The 20,702-nt window shown below is 68.2% G+C and carries 16 protein-coding genes; 8 read left to right on the top strand and 8 right to left on the bottom strand.

Annotation, left to right across the window (positions count from 1 at the left end; translation table 11 throughout):
• The 3 genes from P409_RS05730 to ccrA form a co-directional block, all read right to left on the bottom strand.
• Nucleotides 1-1,482, bottom strand: a 1,482-nt coding sequence (locus P409_RS05730) for a beta-ketoacyl synthase N-terminal-like domain-containing protein (RefSeq protein WP_034832819.1), incomplete at its 3' end; no start/stop codon positions are given.
• Between the two features lie 38 nt (nucleotides 1,483-1,520).
• A complete protein-coding gene (locus P409_RS05725) occupies nucleotides 1,521-3,596 on the bottom strand; it encodes an AMP-binding protein (RefSeq protein WP_052120079.1) in 2,076 nt (691 codons plus the stop codon).
• Nucleotides 3,597-3,717: 121 nt separating this feature from the next.
• Nucleotides 3,718-4,989 (bottom strand): crotonyl-CoA carboxylase/reductase, encoded by a 1,272-nt coding sequence (gene ccrA, locus P409_RS05720; protein WP_034832816.1) that lies wholly within the window; start codon nucleotides 4,987-4,989, stop codon nucleotides 3,718-3,720.
• Nucleotides 4,990-6,328: 1,339 nt separating this feature from the next.
• On the opposite strand from ccrA, the gene P409_RS05715 reads away from it, so the two are divergent.
• From P409_RS05715 to P409_RS36060, 4 genes are all read left to right on the top strand, one after another.
• The gene (locus P409_RS05715) at nucleotides 6,329-7,270 is read left to right on the top strand and encodes a TAXI family TRAP transporter solute-binding subunit (RefSeq protein ID WP_034832814.1); all 942 of its coding nucleotides are present in this window, start codon (nucleotides 6,329-6,331) and stop codon (nucleotides 7,268-7,270) included.
• 116 nt (nucleotides 7,271-7,386) lie between these two features.
• Complete coding sequence (locus tag P409_RS05710; RefSeq protein WP_034832812.1) at nucleotides 7,387-9,663, top strand: TRAP transporter permease; 2,277 nt, start codon at nucleotides 7,387-7,389, stop codon at nucleotides 9,661-9,663.
• Nucleotides 9,660-10,055 (top strand): DUF1850 domain-containing protein, encoded by a 396-nt coding sequence (locus P409_RS05705; protein ID WP_034832809.1) that lies wholly within the window; start codon nucleotides 9,660-9,662, stop codon nucleotides 10,053-10,055. Before P409_RS05710 ends, P409_RS05705 begins: the two co-directional genes overlap by 4 nt.
• A gap of 97 nt (nucleotides 10,056-10,152) precedes the next feature.
• Nucleotides 10,153-11,118, top strand: coding sequence for a DMT family transporter (locus P409_RS36060; RefSeq protein ID WP_052120077.1), 966 nt, complete (start codon nucleotides 10,153-10,155; stop codon nucleotides 11,116-11,118).
• A 248-nt stretch (nucleotides 11,119-11,366) separates the two neighbouring features.
• On the opposite strand, the gene P409_RS05695 is transcribed toward P409_RS36060, so the two are convergent.
• The 5 genes from P409_RS05695 to P409_RS36945 all read right to left on the bottom strand — a co-directional run bounded on the left by P409_RS05695 (nucleotide 11,367) and on the right by P409_RS36945 (nucleotide 16,144).
• Nucleotides 11,367-12,017: a glutathione S-transferase family protein gene (locus tag P409_RS05695; RefSeq protein WP_081991300.1), complete on the bottom strand. Its 651-nt coding sequence runs from the start codon at nucleotides 12,015-12,017 to the stop codon at nucleotides 11,367-11,369.
• Nucleotides 12,014-12,928, bottom strand: a complete 915-nt coding sequence (locus P409_RS05690; protein ID WP_034832806.1) for a beta-keto acid cleavage family enzyme — start codon at nucleotides 12,926-12,928, stop codon at nucleotides 12,014-12,016. Before P409_RS05690 ends, P409_RS05695 begins: the two co-directional genes overlap by 4 nt.
• Nucleotides 12,929-12,973: 45 nt before the next feature.
• A complete protein-coding gene (locus P409_RS05685; protein ID WP_202964570.1) occupies nucleotides 12,974-14,692 on the bottom strand; it encodes an ABC transporter permease in 1,719 nt (572 codons plus the stop codon).
• Between the two features lie 104 nt (nucleotides 14,693-14,796).
• Nucleotides 14,797-15,843, bottom strand: a complete 1,047-nt coding sequence (locus tag P409_RS05680; protein WP_034832803.1) for an ABC transporter substrate-binding protein — start codon at nucleotides 15,841-15,843, stop codon at nucleotides 14,797-14,799.
• Nucleotides 15,844-15,994: 151 nt separating this feature from the next.
• A complete protein-coding gene (locus tag P409_RS36945; RefSeq protein WP_430515623.1) occupies nucleotides 15,995-16,144 on the bottom strand; it encodes a GMC oxidoreductase in 150 nt (49 codons plus the stop codon).
• Nucleotides 16,145-16,439: 295 nt separating this feature from the next.
• Here P409_RS36945 and P409_RS05675 point away from each other — a divergent pair, with 295 nt between their 5' ends.
• From P409_RS05675 to P409_RS05660, 4 genes are all read left to right on the top strand, one after another.
• Nucleotides 16,440-17,975, top strand: a complete 1,536-nt coding sequence (locus P409_RS05675; RefSeq protein ID WP_052120076.1) for an ABC transporter substrate-binding protein — start codon at nucleotides 16,440-16,442, stop codon at nucleotides 17,973-17,975.
• 19 nt (nucleotides 17,976-17,994) lie between these two features.
• The gene (locus tag P409_RS05670) at nucleotides 17,995-18,912 is read left to right on the top strand and encodes an ABC transporter permease (protein WP_034832798.1); all 918 of its coding nucleotides are present in this window, start codon (nucleotides 17,995-17,997) and stop codon (nucleotides 18,910-18,912) included.
• Nucleotides 18,909-19,820: an ABC transporter permease gene (locus P409_RS05665; RefSeq protein WP_034832795.1), complete on the top strand. Its 912-nt coding sequence runs from the start codon at nucleotides 18,909-18,911 to the stop codon at nucleotides 19,818-19,820. The genes P409_RS05670 and P409_RS05665 overlap by 4 nt, the downstream gene beginning before the upstream one ends.
• On the top strand, nucleotides 19,820-20,702 hold an 883-nt coding region (locus tag P409_RS05660; protein ID WP_034832792.1), incomplete at its 3' end, for an ABC transporter ATP-binding protein. The genes P409_RS05665 and P409_RS05660, both read left to right, overlap by 1 nt.

The raw sequence follows: 20,702 nt of genomic DNA, 5'->3' as shown, positions 1-20,702 counted from the left end.
ATGCTCGCGCCGGACGCTCGCCGTGTAGCAGAGCTCGCGCAGCCCCGGTCCGGTCGGGCCCAGCGGCTCCCCATAGGCGGCGGCGAGCCGGCTCAGCCCCGCCTGCGACCGCGCCGACAGCGTCAGCACCCGCATCCGGTCCGGCTGCGGCGCCGCCGGCCTCGCGGCCGGGGCGGGCGCCAGCACGGCATGGGCGTTGGTGCCGCTGATGCCGAAGGAGCTCACCGCCGCCAGGCCGCCCTCGGCCGGCAGGTCGCGGCCGGTCCGCGGCACCTCCATCCCTGCGCCGTCCCAGCGGAAGCGCGGATTGGGCGTGTCGAACCCGGCCTGCGCCGGCGCGTGCCGGTGGCGCAGCACCAGGATCGCCTTGATCAGCCCGGCGATGCCCGCGGCGCCCTCGAGATGGCCGATCTGGGACTTCAGCCCGCCCAGCAGCAGCGGCGACCGCCGCGCCACATCGCGGGTGTAGGCGTTGCGCAGGGCCGACAGCTCGATCGGGTCGCCCAGCGGCGTGCCGGTGCCATGGGCCTCGACATAGGCGACATCCTCCGGGCCGGCGCCGGCCCGGGCCAGCGCCTGCCGGATCACCGCCTCCTGCGCCGCGCCGTTCGGGGCCGTCAGGCCGTTGCTGGCGCCGTCATTGTTCACGGAGGAGCCGAGCAGCAGCGCCTCGACCCGGTCGCGGTCGGCCATCGCCTCGCCGGCGCGCTTCAGCACGACGACGGCGCCGCCCTCGCCGCGGATGTAGCCGTCGGCCTTGGCGTCGAAGGTGCGGCAGGTGTCGGTGCGCGACATCGCCTGCAGCCGGGCGAATCCGATCGTCTCCTCGGGCCCCAGGATCAGGTTGACGCCGCCGGCGATCGCTAGGTCGCAGTCGCCGCAGCGCAGGCTCTGCGCCGCCAGGTGCACGGCCGTGAGCGAGGCGGAGCAGGCCGAATCCAGGAAGATCGCAGGGCCCTGCAGCCCGAGCGTGTACGCGACGCGGCCGACGCCGACCGCGCGGTTGGCGCCGAGCTTGCCCCAGGCGGTGATGCGGTGCGGGTCGCCGGAGGCGACGGTCCGGCGCGCATAGTCGACGTCGCCGGCGGTCAGGAACAGGCCGACGCGCTGCCCCCGCAGGGTCGACGGCACGATCCCGGCATGCTCCAGCGCGGTCCAACACAGGAGCAGCATCCAGCGCTGCTGCGGGTCCATCTCCAGCGCCTCGGCCTGCGAGATGCGGAAGAACTCCGGGTCGAAGCCGTAGGGATCGGCGACATAGCCGGCCCGCCGCGAATAGGTCGTGCCCGAGCGGTCGGGATCCGGCGAATGCCAGGCGTCGATGTCGAAGCGGTCCGGCGGAGTCTCGCGGATCGCGACCCTTGCGGACCGGATGAAGTCCCAGAAGGCGGAGGGCGTGTCGTTGTCGCCGGGCAGCCGGAACGCCATGCCGATGATGGCGACCGGGTCGACCGCGGCGCCGCGGGCCGGCCGGGTGTCCATCGGCCCTGCCTCGTGTTCAGCCTGCACCTTGGCCCCCGCTACCAGTTGGCCGAGTCCGCGATCGGCTGCGCCGGTGCCGCCGCCTTGGCTCCGGCCGGGGCGCCGAGGGGCCGCAGCGCGGCCAGATGGCGCGACACGGCCTCGACCGTTGTGCAGGTCCACAGCAGGGTCTGGTCGAGCTCCAGCCCCAGTTCGGTTTCCAGGAAATGGGTCAGCTCGACGGCGCTGACGGAGTCGAAGCCGGCCTCGGCGAAGGTCCGGCCGGCCTCGGGGATCCGGATCCCGCGGCCTGCCGCCCAGCGCGCGATTAGCGCGGGGATGGTGCCCGCGATGTCCGCCGGCATGGCGGCGTCGAGCGGCCGCACGGTGATCGGCGCGGTCCTGGTCGACCGGCCCTGGATCGCCTGCTCCAGCTCGCCGCGCCGGTACAGGTCGCGGCACAGCACGCGCTGGATCTTGCCGGCGGAGGTCTTCGGCACGGTCTCGGGCTTGGTCAGCACCACCTCCGCCACCGTCAGCTCGTGCTCCTGGAACACGGCGTCGCGGATCCGGGCCGCCAGCTCGTCGCGGTTCGCCGTCGCCAGCCAGGACCGCTCGATCTCCTGCACCACGACGATCGCCTCGCCCTCCTCGCGGTCGATCGAGAACACCGCGCCGCCCGCGGGCTTGAGCGCGTCATGCGCGCCCTGCACCGTGGCCTCGATGTCCTGCGGATAGATGTTCCGGCCGCGGACGATCATGACCTCCTTGATCCGGCCGGTGATGTAGAGCTCGCCGTCGATGACGACGCCGAGGTCGCCGGTCCGCAGGAACGGTCCGTGCCCGTCCGCCAGCCGCGCGCCGAAGGTCTGGGCCGTGACCTCGGGACGGCGCCAGTAGCCGCTGGCGACGCAAGGACCCGCCACCCAGACCTCGCCCACCGCGCCCTCGGCGCGAGGCTGATGGCTGTCGGGGTCGACGATCGCGACCTGCTGCGGCGGCCGGACCTTGCCCGAACTCACGATCAGGCGGGATCCGGGGCCGGAGGCGGGGACGACCCGCCCGGCATCCACCGCGCCCGCATCGACCGACAGCATCCGGGCCGGCCGGTCGAGATCGCCGACCGACACCATCAGCGTCGCCTCCGCCAGGCCGTAGACCGGCCGGAAGGTCTCCGCGCGGAAGCCGTGGTCCCGATACGCCTCGACGAACCCGTCGATGGTCGAGGCGCGGATCGGCTCGGCGGCGTTGACGGCGGACCGCCAGCTCGACAGGTCGAGACCCTCGCGCTTCTCGGGTGGGATCCGGCGGACGCACAGCTCATAGGCGAAGTTCGGCGCCATGCTGATCGTGCCCCGGTAGCGGCTGATGGTCTCCAGCCACCGCCGCGGATTCTGGATCAGCGACACCGGCGGCAGCAGCACGCACAGCGCACCGTCCAGCAACGACTGCAGGATGTTACCGATCAGCCCGAGATCGTGATAGGGCGGCAGCCAGCAGACGGTGACGGCGTCGAAGTCGAAGCCGCAATGCGGGCCGATCACCGCCGCATTGGCAATGAGATTGCCGAAGGTCACGACCGTGCCCTTGGGGATGCCGGTCGACCCGGAGGTGTATTGCAGGAACGCCGGGATGTCGGCCGACGGCCGCTGCCAGCCGATGCCGGACGGGTCCGCATCGAGGTCGCCGGGCGAGAGCATCGGCAGCGCCGACAGCTCCGGGCTGTCGGCGAACCAGCCGGTCAGCTTCGGGATCGACGCGTCCTCCGTCAGGATGCAGGCGGCGTCGGAGTCCTGCACGATGGCGATCAGGCGGTCCCAGGTGGACCGGCCCGGCTTGGCCAGGTGGCAGGGCAGGGCGGTCACGCCCGCGCGCAGGCAGGCCATGAAGGCGACGACGAAGCCGGCGCCGGGCTCGAACAGCATCAGCGCCCGCTGCCCGGCCAAGCCGCGCGCGATCAGCCCGGCCGCGTACCGGTCCACCTGCGCGCCGAGCTCGCCATAGCCCAGCCGCAGCTTCTCGGCGCCGTCGGTGCCGACCACGACCAGCGCGTCCTTGGCCGGATGGACCTCGGCCCGGCGGGCGAGAATGTCCGAGAAGCAGCGATCATCGGCCTTCAGCGGGTCCATCGCCATCAGGGTCTCCTTGCGCGCCCGAAGGGCCGCGGCATCGGGGAGTCCGCACCCGGGGGAGTGCGGGCTCCGGTCCAGTCCGTGAGTGTGGGTGTCGTGCGTGTCGCCGGGCCGTCTCAGCCGGTCATTCCAGCCGCGCCCCCTCGCCCGGGCGCGCGGCATGGATCAGCACCGCCATGTTGCCGGGCAGGTGCTGGTTGCGCAGCATCTTGGCATGGGCTGCCGGCAGCTCGTCCCAGGCGAACAGCTCCGACAGGCACGGGTCGATGCGGCCGGCCATGACCAGGCGGTTGGCCTCCGCCGCCTGCTTCAGATTGGCGAAATGGCTGCCCTGGATGCGCTTCTGCCGCATCCACACATAGCGGGCGTCGAAGGTCAGGTCATAGCCGCTGGTCGCCGCGCAGAACACCACCATGCCGCCGCGCTTCACCAGGAAGCTCGACACCGCGAAGGTGTCCCGCCCCGGATGTTCGAAGACGATGTCGACCTCGCCGCCGGGCCCGGCCGCCTGGCGCACAGCCCGGCCGAAAGCCTTCACCTTGTCCAGGTAAGCCGAATATTCGGGCGATCCGATCGACGGTGGCGTGCCCCAGCAGTCGAATTGCGACCGGTTGATCGTTGCCGCCGCGCCGAGCTTCCGGGCATGGGCTGCTTTCGCCTCATCGGAGACCACGGCGATCGGCCGGGCGCCGACGATCGCCGCCAGCTGGATCGCCATGGAGCCTAGGCCGCCCGCCGCGCCCCAGATCAGCACGGTTCTGCCGGGGCCGAGGACATGCGGCGCGTGCCCGAACAGCATCCGGTAGGCGGTGGCCAGCACCAGCGTGTAGCAGGCGGCGGCCTCCCAGCTCAGATGCCGGGGCTTGGGCAGAAGCTGCGCTGCCTGGACGCGGGTGAACTGGGCGAAGGCGCCGTAGGACGTCTCATAGCCCCAGATCTTCTGGGTCGGCGACAGCATCGGGTCGCCGCCGTTGCACTCCTCGTCGTCGCCGGCGACCTGGCAGCAATGGGCGACGACCTCGTCGCCGACGCGCCAGTTGCGGACATTCGATCCGACCGCCCAGACGATCCCCGACGCATCCGAGCCGGCGATATGAAAGGGATGGTCGTGGAAGTCCATCGGCGAAACCGGGTGCCCCAAGGCAGCCCAGACGCCATTGTAGTTGACGCCTGCGGCCATCACGAGGACGAGGACCTCGTCGGGGCCGATCTGCGGCACGTCGACGACCTCCTGCCGGAACGCCGTGGTCGGATCGCCGTGACTGTCTCGTCGGATCGTCCAGGCATGCATCCGTTCCGGGACGACCCCCGATGGAATCGCCTGGCCAAGATCGAACGAGATTGGATTATTCAGTGGACGCCTATCTGTGCTGTCCTCGACCTGGATCAGGGGCATCGTACCCTCATGCAATCAATGATTTGACAAACACAACACCCTGCGTCGCTGCTGTCGTGGCAGGTCGCATAATATTGGGCGATATTCTTCTCGATCTTGTTTTGACGACTTTGTGTCAGACGAATAGTCCGATGCGAAAGATGTGCCACTCGAGGTGGAGCTTGGCAAGCTAAAAAGAACAGTTTCTAGGAAGTTAATCTGATTCATATTTCGTCAATTATTGATTCAATTTAATTAAATCATTCAATTCGTCGATAATATTGAAGTGCATTTTTATGATTTGCTGCGCCAGATTCTCTAATCCGCCATCGGTCAACGTTCAAATCCGGCCCATCTGCTCGGCTGGCAAGACCAAGGGCATTCCTGCCGCCAATCCGCAGCCTGCTGGGCGATAGGCTGCAATCCCTGGTTCCACAGAGCCGCCAAATGCAAAATGAGATTCCGTGCGTACCGCATTTTTCTCAAATGAGCCAAAATCCCGCCAGCGTGCATCTCTGCAGTCTTGCTAAGCTCTGAGAATATAGTCACATCCAGAATTGACATCTTTGCTGAAGTTATATAGTTTTCGGACAATAGAAGAAATATATATTATTGCGCGAAGAAACCGAACTGCCGATTCACAATACTGATCAGGAAATGTCTCAAACTGTGGTCGTCGAGCGGGAATGCGGTTCTGGCCGATGCTCTCGATCATGTGGCGGCCAAAAGCGTCCCCGCTGATCCGCCTCAGTCGACCAACGACGAGTCGGCGACGACGATCGCCCAGGTGTCCGAGCTTCTGAATACCGGCGCGCTGAAGCGGATTGTCGAGCTGGAGGCTCAACTGGCTGATCTGCAAAAGGGGCACGACGCGGCCCTGGCTGCAGCGTGACGATCTCCCCGCCGCACGGACTCCGCCAACCGATCCTTGAGAGACGAATCGCTCAGGTCGGCGATGCCGTCTTCGATCGCCTGATAGAGCCGCTTCAGCTTCGTTCTGCCTCCGTTGCTCGCCTGCAACTCGGCAACGTGCCCCTGGTGGCGCTCGATCCATTCCTCGCGTCGCTTCAGAAGGTGCCCGAGGATCTCCTGGAGCTGGCGCGGATCGAGCAGCCAACGTTCCAGATGACGACCATCACGCGGTCGAGCTTGTCCATCCGCACGCTTTGGCCCCGGCAGCCTCGCTTGCCTTTGCGGGCCGCGGTCGAGCAGGGACCCCAACACCGGCGGGTTTCGTCCCTTGTGCAGCTGACCCGACGATATACAGTGCATTTGAAGCGTTTTGGCTGTGCAGGGCCCGGCTGGCGCGAATGGACGGACAGGGGGAGAGATGATCCTGAGAATTTCACGGCGATTCGCCATGGGAGCGGTCGCGGCCATTGCGGCGTTGTCGCTGCCGGGAGCTCCGGCCAGAGCCGCTGAGTTCATCAACATCCTCACCGGGGGGACCTCGGGCGTCTACTACCCCCTCGGCGTCGCCCTGTCGAAGATCTTCACCGAAAAGATCCCGGACAGCCGGCCTTCGGTGCAGGCGACCAAGGCCTCGGTGGAGAACCTGAATCTGCTGCAGCAGGGGAAGGGAGAGATCGCCTTTACCCTCGGCGACAGCCTGGCCGACGCCTGGAACGGGAAGGAGGAGGCCGGGTTCAAGGGCAAGCTCGACAAGCTGCGCGGCATCGGCGCGATCTACCCGAACTACATCCAGATCGTCGCGTCGAGCGAGTCCGGCATCAAGACGCTGGCCGATCTCAAGGGCAAGCGCCTGTCGGTCGGTGCACCGAAGTCCGGCACCGAGCTGAACGCCCGCACCATCCTGGCCGGTGCCGGCATTACCTATGACGATCTGAGCAAGGTGGAGTACCTGCCTTTCGCCGAATCGGTCGAGCTGATGAAGAACCGCCAGCTCGACGCGACGCTGCAATCGGCCGGCCTCGGCGTCGCCTCGCTGCGCGATCTCGCCTCCTCCGTCTCCGTCGTGGTGGTGGAGATCCCGCAGGCGACGGTCGAGAAGGTCGGGCTGCCCTATGTCCCGGCCAGCATCCCGGCCGGAACCTATACCGGCCAGGACGCCACGGTGCCCACCGCCGCCGTCGTCAACTACCTCGTGACGCAGTCGGAGGTCAGCGACGACCTCGCCTATGCCATGACCAAGGCGGTGTACGAGAATATCGACACCCTGGCTGCGGCGCACAGCGCGGCCAAGGCGATCAGGCTCGAAACGGCGCTGTCCGGCCTGCCGGTGCCGCTGCATCCAGGCGCGGCGCGCTACTTCAAGGAGAAGGGGCTCAACCCCCCGCAGTGATCGGCGATCCGATCGCTTTGAATGGTGGAAGCGGGCGCAAGCCCGCTTCCCGCTTTGAGGGCGGCGGCGAGGGGCGGAGACCCCGGACCGGCCGGAGGCAAGAGAGGGACGCAACGATGGCGCAGGCGCAACAGATCGGCGAAGCCGTCGTGCCGGCGGTGAGTGCCGAGCACGGCCTGCCCGAGAATTTCGGAACCGGGACCGCCGGGCGACTCCTGTTCTGGATCGCGGTCGCGTTCTCGGCGTTCCAGATCGTCACGGCCTTCGGGCTACCGCTCGACCGGCCCATCGTCCCGGGCATCGACCTGCTGCGCATCATCGGCGCAGCCTTCGTGCTGTGGGCGGTGAAGATCGCCGCCGACGGGCTGCGCGGACGGCCGGTGGCTGAGGCCCTGTTCGCCTTCCTCGGCCTGCTCGGCACCTATGTGCTGGTGGCGCGCTTCGGCGGCGGGGTGCCGAGCCAGATCGTCCGCGGCCTGCATGTCGGCTTCCTGTGCCTCGTCGCCGGCGGCATGCTGGCCAACCACCGGGCCGGCGGCCCGATGGGGCGGCTGCTCGGCTGGGGCCTGGGCGTCGGTGGCTTCCTGGTCGGGCTGTACCAGTGGGTCTTCTACTTCGACCTGGTCAACCGCGCCGGCGATCTGACCGACATCGACTTTGTGGTCGGCATCGCCGCGCTGGTGGTGCTGTTCGTCCTGGTCTGGCGGGCGATGGGGCCGGCCCTGCCGATCGTGGCCGGGCTGTTCCTGGCCTATTGCCTGCTCGGCCAGTACCTGCCGGCGCCGTTCGACCACCGCGGATATACCGTGGATCAGGTGATCGAGCACATGTCCTTCGGCACCGAGGGCATCTACACCACCCCGACCGCGGTCTCGGCGACCTACATCTTCCTGTTCATCCTGTTCGGCTCGTTCCTGGAGCGGGCGGGCATGATCAAGCTGTTCACCGACATCGCCATGGGCGCGTTCGGCGGCGCCCAGGGCGGGCCGGCGAAGGTCGCGGTCTTCTCCTCCGCGCTGATGGGCACGATCTCCGGCTCCGGCGTCGCCAACGTGGTCTCGACCGGGCAGTTCACCATCCCGCTGACGAAGCGCTTCGGCTATCGCCCGGCCTTCGCCGGCGGCGTCGAGGCGACGGCGTCGATGGGCGGCCAGATCATGCCGCCGGTGATGGGCGCGGTCGCCTTCATCATGGCCGAGACCATCGGCGTGCCCTATGCCGACATCGTCCAGGCGGCGATCATCCCGGCGATCCTGTACTTCGCCTCCGCCTTCTGGGCGGTGCATCTCGAGGCCGGCAAGCGCGGCCTCGTCGGCATGCCGAGGAGCGAGCTGCCCAGCGCCGGCGCCGCCCTCCGCGAAAAGTGGTTCCTGATCCTGCCCCTGGCGGCGCTGGTCTATCTGCTCTTCGCCGGCTACACCCCGCTCTACTCCGGCTCGGTCGGCCTTGCCCTCACCGTCGTGCTGATCCTGGGCGGGGCGGTCGCGGCCGGGCTGGCGCATCAGGCCGTCCGGCTGGTCTTCTGGGTCGGTCTTGGTCTCCTCGCCGCCAGCTTCCTGGCCGCCGGGGTGATGGTGGTGATCGGGCTGGTGGTGGCCCTGGTGGTCGCCAGCCTGTTCGTCCGCGGCGGCAAGGAGACGCTGGAGGCCTGCCGCGACGCGCTCGGGGACGGCGCCCGGCAGGCGCTTCCGGTCGGCCTGGCTTGCGCCACGGTCGGGATCGTCATCGGCACCATGACCCTGACCGGCGTCGGCACCATCTTCGGCAACTGGGTGGTCTCGATCGGCAAGGATTCGCTGGCACTGTCCCTGGTCCTCACCATGCTGGTCAGCCTGTTCCTCGGCATGGGCATCCCGACGATCCCGAACTACATCATCACCTCGTCCCTCGCCGCGCCCGCACTGCTCGAACTCGGCGTGCCGCTGATCGTCAGCCACATGTTCGTGTTCTACTTCGGCATCATGGCGGACCTGACGCCGCCGGTGGCACTCGCCGCCTTCGCCGCCGCGCCGATCGCCAAGGAGAGCGGCTTCAAGATCGGATTCGAGGCGGTGCGCATCGCCATCCCGGGCTTCGTCATCCCCTATATGGCGGTGTACGACCCGGCGCTGATGCTGCAGCCGGCGCCCGGCCTGGAGGGCACGGGATACTGGCTGGCAGTCGTCTATATGGTGGTCAAGGCGACGTTCGCGATCGGGCTCTGGGGCATGGCCTCGGTCGGCCACTTCCGCCTCCGGATGGCGGTGTGGGAGCGGCTGGTGGGCGCTGCGGCCGCCCTGTTCCTGTTCGCGGCAGCGCCGATGACCGACGAGATCGGCTTCGCGCTGGGCGCCGTCGTGATCGGCAGCCAGATCTGGCGCGCCCGCCGCCCGGTGCCGGCGCGCTCGGCGTGAGCCTGTGCCTGGCGGCGCTGGGGCTGGTGGTCCAACTCGGCACCGACCGCCTGACCCTGGCCTGGACCCATTCGGTCGAGAAGATCGTGTGGGAGGAGGATTGGCGCGACACCCCGGCCGGACTGGTGATCGACGAGGCCCGGGTGCGCGGCTCCGGCGCCGGCATGGACCCGCCGCCGGAGGCGCGGTTCGACGGCCGTGACTGGCGCTGGAAGCCCCTGCTGCCGCCATTGCCCGGCGTCGATCTGCGCCGCTCAGGGGCGACCGCGGACTGGCGGATCTGCATTGCCGGCCACTGCCGGCCGATGGGGGGCTATCTTCCGGCAGACGCCGACCCTGTCCGCCTCGCAAGCTGCCGGACTGTGGAATCAGGCCCGATAGAGACGCGGTGAGTTGCGAAAGCTGGCCTCCGGAGGTGATCCCCCGGGGAACGGCGGCGCCCTCGGCACCGTTGCCCTCACGTCCCAGGCATTGCGTGCGGGAGGTGAGATGCCGGCGGTTCGTCGCGCAAATACGCTGACCCATGTCCGCCTCGCCCTCGGCATGGCGACCTTCGGTTCTGCGACCCCGATCAGCAAGATCGTGACCTCCGCGATGCCCGTCTTCATCGGATCCGGCCTTCGCGTCGCCCTGGGCGCGGCCGTGCTGGCGCCGTTCGCGGCCTCGAGCTTCGGGCAGATCCGGTCGTTGACCGGACGAGACTGGTGCCTCGTCGCTTTGATCGCCGTCTTCGGGATGTTCGGCTTCTCTGTCCTGATGCTGTTCGGCATGCGCATGACCTCGGGCGTCACAGGCGCGGTCGTGATGAGCACGACACCGGCGGTAACGGCGGCGGGTTCGATGCTTCTGATGGGTGATCAGGTGACCTGGCGGAAGGTGGTTGCAGTCGCGCTCGGCGTGATCGGCGTGGTTCTCCTTCAACTCGGGCCGGGCGGTGGGGAAGGCGGCGGAACCGACGTGCTCGGGGCGATCCTCGTCTTTGCCGCGGTCTGCTGCGAGGCCGCCTACACGCTGATCGGCAAGGTCCTGGCGGACAGGGCCGATCCCGTGCTGATCGCCTTTCTCGGCGCGGCGCTATCGGTGCCGCTGTTTGTCCCCTTTGCCGTCTGGCAGTGGAACTTGTTCCGCGTCCAGGATGTGGGTTTGGCGCAATGGGCCGCGCTCGCATGGTATGGGGCAGGGACCCTGGCGCTCGGCAGCTGGCTCTGGTACTCCGGACTCGCCGCCGCCGAAGGAGCGGTCGCCGCCGGATTCATGGGCATCATGCCCGCCTCGGCGCTGCTCCTCTCCTATTTGCTCCTCGGCGAGCCGTTCCATTGGTCTCATCTCGCTGGCTTCGCCGTCGTCTTCTGCGGCGTCGCCTTGATCTCCTGGGAGCATGCCATGATGTCCCGCCACCCTCGACGCGCAGCCGATCCGCGGGACGGCACCGATGCCGCCGGAGCGGGGCATTGATGCAGAAGGGCAGCCCCGGGCGAGATGACGGTGACTGGCGGAGATGATGGCGGTTGCGGCATCGAAATGGTGTTTTCTGTAGTGATCTGCTTTGTCAAATTGTCATGTCGGGAGCGGATGTGTAATATTCTGGTATTATTGAGTTTTGTCTGGAAATTCCTCTCGATTTCTAGATTGCAAGGTGATCTCCATATGTTTGATGGAGGTTGAAATGGCCGGGCTGCGGCGGAAGCCCTGGTCCAGCGTGGTCAGACGTCGTCGAAGGGAACCGTGGCCTGCACCGAAGGCCGGCTGCTGAAGCCATCGTGCCAGCGCTTCAGATCGGGATGGGCATCGTGCCAGCTCTCCTCGGGAAAGCGGAAATCGAGATACGAGAGGGCGACGCCGATCGTCAGGTGGCCGAGGTCGAAGCTCCGGCGGGCCAGCGACGGCAGGTCCTGCTCCATCACCTCGAGCGACCGCCGCAGCTTCCGGTGCAGGGAGGAGAGCAGTTCGGCCGACCGTGCCGCCTCCGGCCTCAGCCCCTCGAACAGGCGGAACAGCAGCAGCTCCATGACTCCGTCGCCGAGGGCTTCCTGCCGCAGCGCCGTCATCCGGTCGTCCAGCCCCTCGGGCACCAGGCGGCCGGGGCCGAAGCGGGCGTCGAGATAGCTGCAGATGACATGGGAATCATAGAGGACCTCCTGGCCGCCGTTCCGGTCCACCACCAGCGTCGGCAGCTTGCTCAGGGGATTGAACGCCATCACCACGTCGTTCGGCCTGTGCAGGGCGACGACGTTGCGCACCCGCGTCAGCCGGTCGGCGATGCCCAGCTCATGCGCCGCGATCATGACCTTGCGCACGAAGGGCGACCGGGGCGACCAGTGCAGGGTCAGGGCAGAGGCGGCCGGCGCGCTCATGCCGCCAGCCCCAGGATGGCGCGCGCCTCGGCCGGGGCGGCGACCTCGAAGTCCAGCCCTTCCAGCACCGTCCGCAGCCGCCCGACCTGGTCGGCGTTCGAGGCGAAGCGCCGACCCTTGCGGTCGAACAGGGTGTCTTCCTGGCCGACGCGGACATGGGTGCCCAGCAGGGCGCCGCGCGCCGCGGTGCGGATGTTCTCCCGCCCCGTACCGTGGATGAACAGCCGCACGTCGTTTCCGAACAGCCGCTCGGCCGACCGCTTCATGTGCAGGAGATGGTCCGTCTCCGACGGGATGCCGCCCAGGATGCCGGTCAGGAACTGCACGATGATCGGGCGCCGCACCGGCTTGCGGCTGAGATGGTGCTCGATGATGTAGAGATGGCCGACATCGTAGCATTCGAACTCGATGCCGATGTCCCGCTCGACCAGGAGGTCGATCATGCGGCCGACCTTGGCGAAGGAGTTCTGGGTCACGATCTCGTGGCTGGTCGGGCCGTAGAGCTCCTTCTCCCAATCGTGTCGGAAATCATGGACACCCTGGTTCTCGACCTTGCGGAACAGGCCGTAATTCATCGACCCGACGATGACGGTGGCGAGGTCGGGCTTCAGCTCCAGGACGGCGCTCAGCCTGTCCTCCGCCGTCGACCCGAGGGAGGCGGACATGTTGATGATCGCGTCGGTCTCGGCCCGGATACGCTCGATGAAGGCGGCCCAGACCGCCGTCTCGTTGGTGGGCCGCCCGTCCCGCGGGTCGCGGGCATGCAGGTGGACGATGGCCGCCCCGGCGGCGACGGCGTCGATCGACTGGCGGGCGATCTCCTCCGGCGTCACCGGCAGGTGGGGCGACATCGACGGCGACAGCGACGACCCGGTCGCGGCGCAGGTGATGATCACTTTGTCCGAAGTCATTCCGGCCTTCCTTTGGGGGAGGGTGGGTGAGGGGCCGGGCCGGCGTCAGCGGCCGAACGCGCCCGCGGAATGGCGGCGCATGAAGGCGTAGGCGACGCCGGCGACCAGCACCATCAGCGCGGCCCAGACCAGGCCGAAAGCGGCGAGCTCGCCCGCCTGACCGTTCGACGCCTTGTCGAACATGGCGACGGCGATGGTCTGCGACTGCGGCCCGGACAAGAGGACCGTGATCGCCAGCTCCTTGGCGACGCTGAGGAAGATGAACAGCCAGGCCGAGACAATGGCGGGGGCCAGCAGCGGCACCACGATCCGGCGCAGCAGCTCCAGCTGCGACGCGCCGGAGACGGCGGCCGATTCCTCGAGCTCGCGGTGGATCTGCAGCACGCCGGTATAGGTGTAGCGCAGGCCGAAGGGCACGGCGCGGATGACGAAGGCGTAGGCGATCACCCAGATCGTGCCGTAGACCGGGAACGGCAGCTGCAGGCTGATCTGCATGATGGCGACGCCCATGACGATGCCGGGGAACAGCATCGGGATGGTGCTGAGCTGGTCCAGCAGCGGGCCCCCCGGCCGGCGGCGGGCGGCCAGCCAGCCGACGACCACGGCCAGCAGCACCGCCACGGTGGCGGCGACGGCGGCGATGGTGAGCGTGTTGGTGCCGTACTGGACATAGGACGGCTCGTCGAACACGGCGGTGAAGTTCTTCATGGTCAGCAGCTTCAGGTTCGACAGCCGCATCGGCGCCATGAACGGCGTGGCCGCGACCCAGATCAGCGCCGACAGGGGCAGGACCAGGATGAAGAGAAAGGTGCCGAGGATCACGGCGCCGCCCGCCCATCTGAGCCTGCCCAGATCGATCGGGCGCGCCCGGTAGCCCTTGCCGGTGACGCTGGCGAACCGGTCGGCGCTGCGCGCCAGCCGGCCGTACCACAGCATCAGGGCAAAGATGACGCCGATCAGCAGCACCGAGAAGGCGCTGGCATGCTCCAGCTTCGGCGGCACCTCGCGGATGCTGAAATAGATGTCGCTGCTCAGCACGTTGATGTTGCTGGGGACGCCGACCAGCACCGGCACGTCGAAGGCCGACAGCGTGTTGATGAAGACGAAGACGGCGGCGGCGGCCAGCGCCGGCCAGGCCAGGCGCAGCGACACCCGCCAGAACGTGCCCAGCACCGACGCGCCGCTCATCCGCGCCGCTTCCTCCATCTCCGCATTGGCGGAACGGAAGGCGGCCGAGAACATCAGGAAGACCAGCGGCATCCAGACCACCGCCTCGATCAGCGCCATGCCCCAGATCGAGTTGACGTTGAACAGGACGTCCCGGCTGCCGGTCAGCGCCCGGTACAGGTCGTTGAACGGGCCGGCGCGGCCCAGCACGAACAGCCAGGCGGCCGTGGTCAGGACGAAGGGCGTGCCCAGCGCCGCGATGGTGGTCAGATAGGCCAGCGCCTTGAAGGGCGCATTGGTGCGCTCGACCAGCCAGGCCAGGATGCCGCCCGCGACCAGCACGATCGCGGTCGACATGCCGGCGAACAGGACCGTGTTCCACGCGCTGCGGTACAGGTCGGGCTGCGACAGGATGCGGGCATAGTTGGCCAGGGTGAACGCCCCGCGCGACCCGTCCGGGTTGATCTCGTGCACGCTGTTCAGGATCAGGATGAACAGGGGCGGGATCATCAGCGCCCCGATCACCAGGATCATGGCCCCCGCCAGGATCGCGGCCGGGCTGATGCGCGGGAACCAGCGGCCCGCATCTGCGCGCACGGATAGGGGCTCGCTCGCGGCCGAGACGCCGTTGTCCACCTGTCGCTCCCTGTCTGTCTGGGCGACCGGTCCGCGGCAGGACCGGCCGGTCTGGCTTCTGGCGATCAGCCGCGGACGAAGAGGCGCTTGTAGAGGTCGAGCCACTTCGGCAGGTATTCGTCGTTCATCTGCGGCAGGATCGCGACCGCGGTGAATCCGCCGGCATCCGGCTTCAACTCGGGCACCTTGGCCGGCACGTTCGGATCGGCCGGCAGGTAGTTCGCCTGCTGCAGCACCAGCTGCCCTTCCTCGGACAGGAGGAAGTCGAACAGCAGCTTGGCGGCGTTGGGATGCGGGGCGCCCTTCACCAGGCCCACGGTCTCCGCCGTGCCGACGAGCGGGCCCAGCTTGAGCCATTTGACCGGGGCGCCCTGCGCGCCGCTGATGGCGACGTGGTGGATCAGCGCCACGACCGCGACCGGATACTGGCCGACGATCACCTGGTCCAGCACCGCGCGGGCGTTGCCGGGGACGCGCACGACGTCCTGCTTCGCCAGCTGCTCCAGATAGGCCATCCCGTCCGCCTCGCCCTCGGACAGCAGGATGGTGCCGATGAAGCTCGGCGGGCCGGCGAAGTTCTCGTTGCTCGACCAGGCCAGCTTACCCTTCCATTTGGGGGCGAGCAGGTCCTGATAGGTCTTCGGCTCCTCCTCCGGCGGCACCAGGTCGGTGTTGATCACCGTCGAGTAGTAGAAGACGCAGCAGGAGGCCCAGTAATGCTCCGGGTCCTTGTGCTCCGGCCGGTACCGTTCCGCCTCGGGCGAGGCATAGGGCACGATCAGGTCGGCGGCCCGCATGGCGGCGATGGTGTCGCCCGCATTGTCGAAGATGTCGATCGTCGGCTTGCCGGCGCGCGCCTCGTTGGTCATGCGCAGCAGCAGGTTGTCGGCCGTCGCGATCTGCACCTGGATGCCGTATTTCTTCTCGAATGCCGCCGCGACCGGCCGGACGGCCTGGTTGACGATCAGGCCGCTGGCCCAGGTGACGGTGCCTTCCTTCTTCGCGGCCTCGATCAGGGCGGGGTCCGACTCCGCTGCCGCCACGCCCGAGAGGGACAGGGTCGCGATGACCGCGATTCCAAATGCCGCGATGCCTGCTTTCCAGCGGGACATAATTCCTCCCTGTATCCGGATTGTTGCCGGTCTATTGCCGGTGTCTCGGAATACTGATCGCCTGTTGATTTTCGATCACTATCCTCGGTCAGCTAACCCGCCAATATTGCGGCCGTCAAATGCATAAACCTGAAGCTACGCTGAGTTTTTCTCACACAGGCTGCGGGCCGGCCGCGCCCAGCAGGAAATCGGCGGAGCGCTCCCCGATCATGACGCAGGGCGCGTTGGTGTTGCCGCTGACCAGGGCCGGCATGATCGAGGCGTCGGCGACCCGCAGCCGGGGCACGCCGATGACGCGCAGCGCCGGATGTTGATGCCATAGCCGCCAAGGCTGAGGCCTGATTATCCCGTGTCATCCATATTAATTATTATTTTTTGCTGAAAGCGCAAAGATGTTTGACAGGATAGGAGGTATCGTCAAATCATGATCCTCGGCGCCGGACGGTCGTCCGGTGTTGGGGAGCGGCGCTTCGGGGGCGGCCCGTCCAGCCTGACCTCCGTGAAGGAGGCAGTGGCGGCGGGGCGCCCTGAAGACGCGCGGGCGGGGTGGACGATCCGCCGAAAACAAGAATGGGGAGGAAGAGATGCCAGGGCGCATGCTGGCAGCCCTTGTCTGCGGTCTTCTGGCCATGGCCGGGATTTCGTCCCAGGCCCAGGCCGGGGAGGATGACGACACGCTGACCTGGGCCACCGCCACCGAGATCGATACCTTCGATATCTATTACCAGGGGCTGCGGGAGGTCGTGATCGCGACCCTGCTGAACTGCGATTCCCTGATCTATCACGACCCGTTCTCGGGCGAATACGAGCCGCTCCTGGCCACGTCCTATCAATGGAAGGACGACGTCACGCTCGATCTCGAGCTGCGCCAGGGCGTCAGGTTCCACGACGGCACGGAGCTGGATGCCGAGGATGTGGTCGAGACCTTCCGCCATGTGATGAAGCCGGACAGCGGCATCAATGTGCGGCTGGCGATCGACTGGATGAAGAGCGTGGAGGCGCTTGATCCGCACACGGTGCGCATTGTCGCCAAGGCCCCGACCCCTGCGGCGCTGGAGTTCCTGTCCGGCAACACGCCGATCTATCCTTCCGGCCATTACGACAAGGCGCCGACCGTCACCAACGCCGCCGGCCAGTCCCGCCGCGATTGGGGGGCTGTCCGCCCGGTCTGCACCGGCCCCTATGTGATGACCGATTTCCAGGCCGGGGTGTCCGCGACCTTCACCCGAAATGCGGATTACTTCCCCGACAGCCCGAAGGGGCGGCCGGCGATCGGCAGGATCGTCTACCGCACCATCGCCGACAACGAAGCCCAGTTGGCGGAGCTGCTGACCGGGGGCGTGGACTGGATCTGGGGCGTGCCGCCGGAGAACGCGGCGCAGCTGGCCGACATGGGCACGGTGACGGTCAAGACGGCGCCGACGACGCGCATGTCGTTCCTGTCGCTCGATGCGGCCGGCCGGTCCGGCGACACGCCCCTGAAGGATGTGCGGGTGCGGCGGGCGATCTTCCATGCCATCGACCGGGACGCGATCGCCAGGCTGGTCGGCAACTCGGCCGAGGTGCTGAAGTCGATGTGCTACCCGACCCAGGTCGGCTGCACCGCCGACGTCACCCAGTGGCCCTATGATCCCGCGAAGGCCAAGGCCCTGCTGGCGGAGGCCGGCTATCCCAACGGCCTCGACATTCCCTTCTACGCCTATCGCGACCGGCCCTATTCCGAGGCGGTGCTGGCCTATCTGCGCGCCGTCGGCATCCACCCTGATTTCCGCTTCATCCAGAACGTCGCCCTGCGGCCGCTGATCATCGACGGCAAGACCCAGATGGCGCAGCTGACCTGGGGATCCCAGGGCATGCAGGACGCCTCGGCCTCGGTGAGCCTCTATTTCCGCGGCGGCGTCGACGACTATGCCCGCGACCCGGAGATCGAGGGTTGGCTGCAGGCGGCGGACACCTCGATGGATCCGGCCAAGCGCAAGGACCTCTATGCCAAGGCGCTGGAGAAGATCAACGACCAGGCTTACACCGTGCCGCTCTTCGCCTATGGCCGCGCCTATGCCTTCAACCCGGCGCTCGACTACCCGGTGACGCCGGACGAGATCGCCCATTTCTATCTCGCGAAATGGAAATGACGGGGACGGAGGCGCAGGCATGGGCGGCTTCCTGATCCGTCGGCTGGCGGTCACGATCCTGGTGATCGTGGTGACGGCGATGATCTCCTTCTCCCTGGTCCATCTGTCGGGCGATCCCGCGGTGGCGATCGCGGGCGAGAAGGCCTCGGCCGCCGAGATCGACCAGATCCGCAGGCTCTACGGCTTTGACCGGCCGTTCCACGAGCAGTTTCTGGCCTGGGCGGGCAAGGTCCTCGACGGCGATCTCGGCCGCTCCACCTATCTGAAGGAGAATGTCGGGCCGGTGCTGGCGCGGCATCTCCCGGTGACGGCGCTGCTCGGTCTCCTGTCGCTCCTGTTCGCCCTGCTGGTCGCGGTGCCGCTCGGCGTCGTGGCGGCGCTGCGGCCGAACACGCTGATCGACCGTGCCGCCCTGGTCCTGGCCGTCGCCGGGCAGGCCATGCCGTCCTTCCTGTCGGCCCTGGCCCTGATCTACGGCTTCGGCGTCGCCCTGCGCTGGCTGCCCGTTTCCGGCAGCGCGTCCTGGGCGCATTACATCCTGCCGTCGGTCGCGCTCGGCTACTACGCGGCCCCGGCGATCATGCGGCTGACGCGGTCGGGCATGCTCGACGTGCTGCAGTCCGACCATGTCCGGACGGTCCGGGCCTATGGCCTGCCGGCCTGGCGGGTGGTGCTGCGCCACGCGCTGCGCCACGCCGTCATCCCGGTCGTGTCGTTGGCGGCGGTGCAGTTCGGCTACATGCTGGGCGGGTCGGTGGTGGTCGAATCCGTGTTCTCGATGAACGGCATCGGCAACCTCGCCTGGCTGTCGATCCGCCGCTACGACATCGAGGTGATTCAGGCGATCCTGCTGGTCATCGCCTGCACCTATGCCGTGCTGACGCTCGCGGCCGACCTGCTCAACGCCGCCCTGGACCCGAGGATCCGCAGCCGATGAGCATCGCCGCCACCGCCGGGGCCGCGCCGGCGTCCGCATCCATCGTCCCGCTGTCGCCCGGCCGGGTGGCGCTGCGGCGAGCCCTTCGCCACCCCGGCGCCTGGGTCGGCGGCGTCATCCTGCTGGTCTTCGTCCTCGCGGCGCTGGGGGCGCCGCTGCTGACGCCCTACGACCCGGGGATGCAGGACCTGTCGCGCCGGCTGGTGCCGCCGGTCTGGGCTGCTTCCGGCGGCTGGGACCACCCGCTCGGCACCGACCAGCTCGGCCGCGACACCCTCGCGCTGCTGCTCTATGGCGGGCGGATCTCGCTTCTGGTCGGCTTCGCCACCATCGTCACCTCGATCCTGATCGGGGCGACGCTCGGCGTCGCCGCCGGCTACTGGGGCGGGGCCGTCGACCACGCCGTGACCTTCCTCCTGACCGTGCGGCTGACGCTGCCGGTCGTGCTGGTGGCTCTGGTCGCCGTGTCTGTGCTGGGCCAGTCGCTGCCGCTGCTGGTCATCGTCATCGGCGGGCTCCTGTGGGACCGGCTGGTGATCGTCACCCGCACGGCAACGCAGCAGATCGCGGGGCAGGAATTCGTCACCGCGGCCCGCGCCATCGGCAGCTCCACGCCGCGCATCCTGCTGTGCGAGATCCTGCCCAACATCATGAGCCCGCTGATTGTCATCGGCACGATCGAGCTGGCCCGCGCCATCCTGATGGAGGCGACGCTGACCTTCCTCGGCCTCGGCGTGCAGCCGCCCCTGACCTCCTGGGGCCTGATGGTGGCGGATGCGAAGAGCCAGTTCCTGTTCCGCCCATGGCTGATCGCCATCCCGGGCACGGCGCTGGTCCTGCTGATCCTGTCGATCAACCTGCTGGGCGACGCGCTGCGCGACGTGACCGCGCCGGAAGGACGGGCCTGATGACGCCGCTGCTCGAGGTCCGGAACCTGAGGCTGGAGATCCCGGCGCCCGGCGCCATGCTGCGGCCGGTGCGCGGCGTCGACCTGACGGTGTCCGAAGGCGAGACCCTGGCGATCGTCGGGGAATCGGGATGCGGCAAGAGCCTGACCGCCCTCGCCGTCATGGGGCTGGTGCCGCGCGCCATGCGCCTGACGGCGGATCGGATGGCGCTGTCGGGCCAGTCGCTGCTGGGCCTGAGCAGCCGGCAGTGGCGGCGGGTCCGCGGCGGCCGCATCGCCATGATCTTCCAGAACCCGATGACCGCCTTCGATCCCTGCTACCGGATCGGCGACCAGATGGCGGAGATCGTGCGCCCGCACCGCCCCGAGGCGGCGCGGCCGGAGCGCTTGGCAGCGATGCTGGACAAGGTCGGGATCGCGACGCCGGAGGAGCGGCTGCGCCAATACCCGCACCAGCTGTCGGGCGGGCTGCGCCAGCGGGTGATGATCGCCACGGCCCTGGCCTGCGAGCCCGAGCTGATCATCGCCGACGAGCCGACGACGGCGCTGGATGCCACGATCCAGGCGCAGATCCTGCGGCTGCTGGTCTCGGTCCAGCGCGAGACCGGGGTCGGACTGGTCGTCATCACCCACGACCTCGGCGTGGTCGCCGGCATCGCCGACCGCATCGCCGTCATGTATGGCGGCGAGGTGGTCGAGACCGGGACCACGGGCGCCGTGATCGGCCGGCCGCGCCACCCCTACACCGAAGGTCTGCTCCGTTCGATCCCCCTGCCGGGAAAGACCGGCCGGCGCAAGGCGCTCGGATACATCCCCGGCGTGGTGCCGATCCCGTTGGCGGACCGCGCCGGCTGCGGCTTCCGCCCGCGCTGCCCCTATGCCC

It is taken from the genome of Inquilinus limosus MP06 (genome assembly GCF_000767795.1).
Lineage (GTDB): Bacteria > Pseudomonadota > Alphaproteobacteria > DSM-16000 > Inquilinaceae > Inquilinus > Inquilinus limosus_E.
This window is presented reverse-complemented; position numbering and strand designations above follow the sequence as displayed.

Excerpts from the sequence above, each read along its gene's own strand:
- P409_RS05725 (WP_052120079.1), bottom strand. The coding sequence starts at position 3,596 with ATGGCGATGGACCCGCTGAAGGCCGATGATCGCTGCTTCTCGGACATT.
- ccrA (WP_034832816.1), bottom strand. The coding sequence starts at position 4,989 with ATGCCCCTGATCCAGGTCGAGGACAGCACAGATAGGCGTCCACTGAAT.
- P409_RS05715 (WP_034832814.1), top strand. The coding sequence starts at position 6,329 with ATGGGAGCGGTCGCGGCCATTGCGGCGTTGTCGCTGCCGGGAGCTCCG.
- P409_RS05710 (WP_034832812.1), top strand. The coding sequence starts at position 7,387 with ATGGCGCAGGCGCAACAGATCGGCGAAGCCGTCGTGCCGGCGGTGAGT.
- P409_RS36060 (WP_052120077.1), top strand. The coding sequence starts at position 10,153 with ATGCCGGCGGTTCGTCGCGCAAATACGCTGACCCATGTCCGCCTCGCC.
- P409_RS05695 (WP_081991300.1), bottom strand. The coding sequence starts at position 12,017 with ATGAGCGCGCCGGCCGCCTCTGCCCTGACCCTGCACTGGTCGCCCCGG.
- P409_RS05690 (WP_034832806.1), bottom strand. The coding sequence starts at position 12,928 with ATGACTTCGGACAAAGTGATCATCACCTGCGCCGCGACCGGGTCGTCG.
- P409_RS05680 (WP_034832803.1), bottom strand. The coding sequence starts at position 15,843 with ATGTCCCGCTGGAAAGCAGGCATCGCGGCATTTGGAATCGCGGTCATC.
- P409_RS05675 (WP_052120076.1), top strand. The coding sequence starts at position 16,440 with ATGCTGGCAGCCCTTGTCTGCGGTCTTCTGGCCATGGCCGGGATTTCG.
- P409_RS05670 (WP_034832798.1), top strand. The coding sequence starts at position 17,995 with ATGGGCGGCTTCCTGATCCGTCGGCTGGCGGTCACGATCCTGGTGATC.
- P409_RS05665 (WP_034832795.1), top strand. The coding sequence starts at position 18,909 with ATGAGCATCGCCGCCACCGCCGGGGCCGCGCCGGCGTCCGCATCCATC.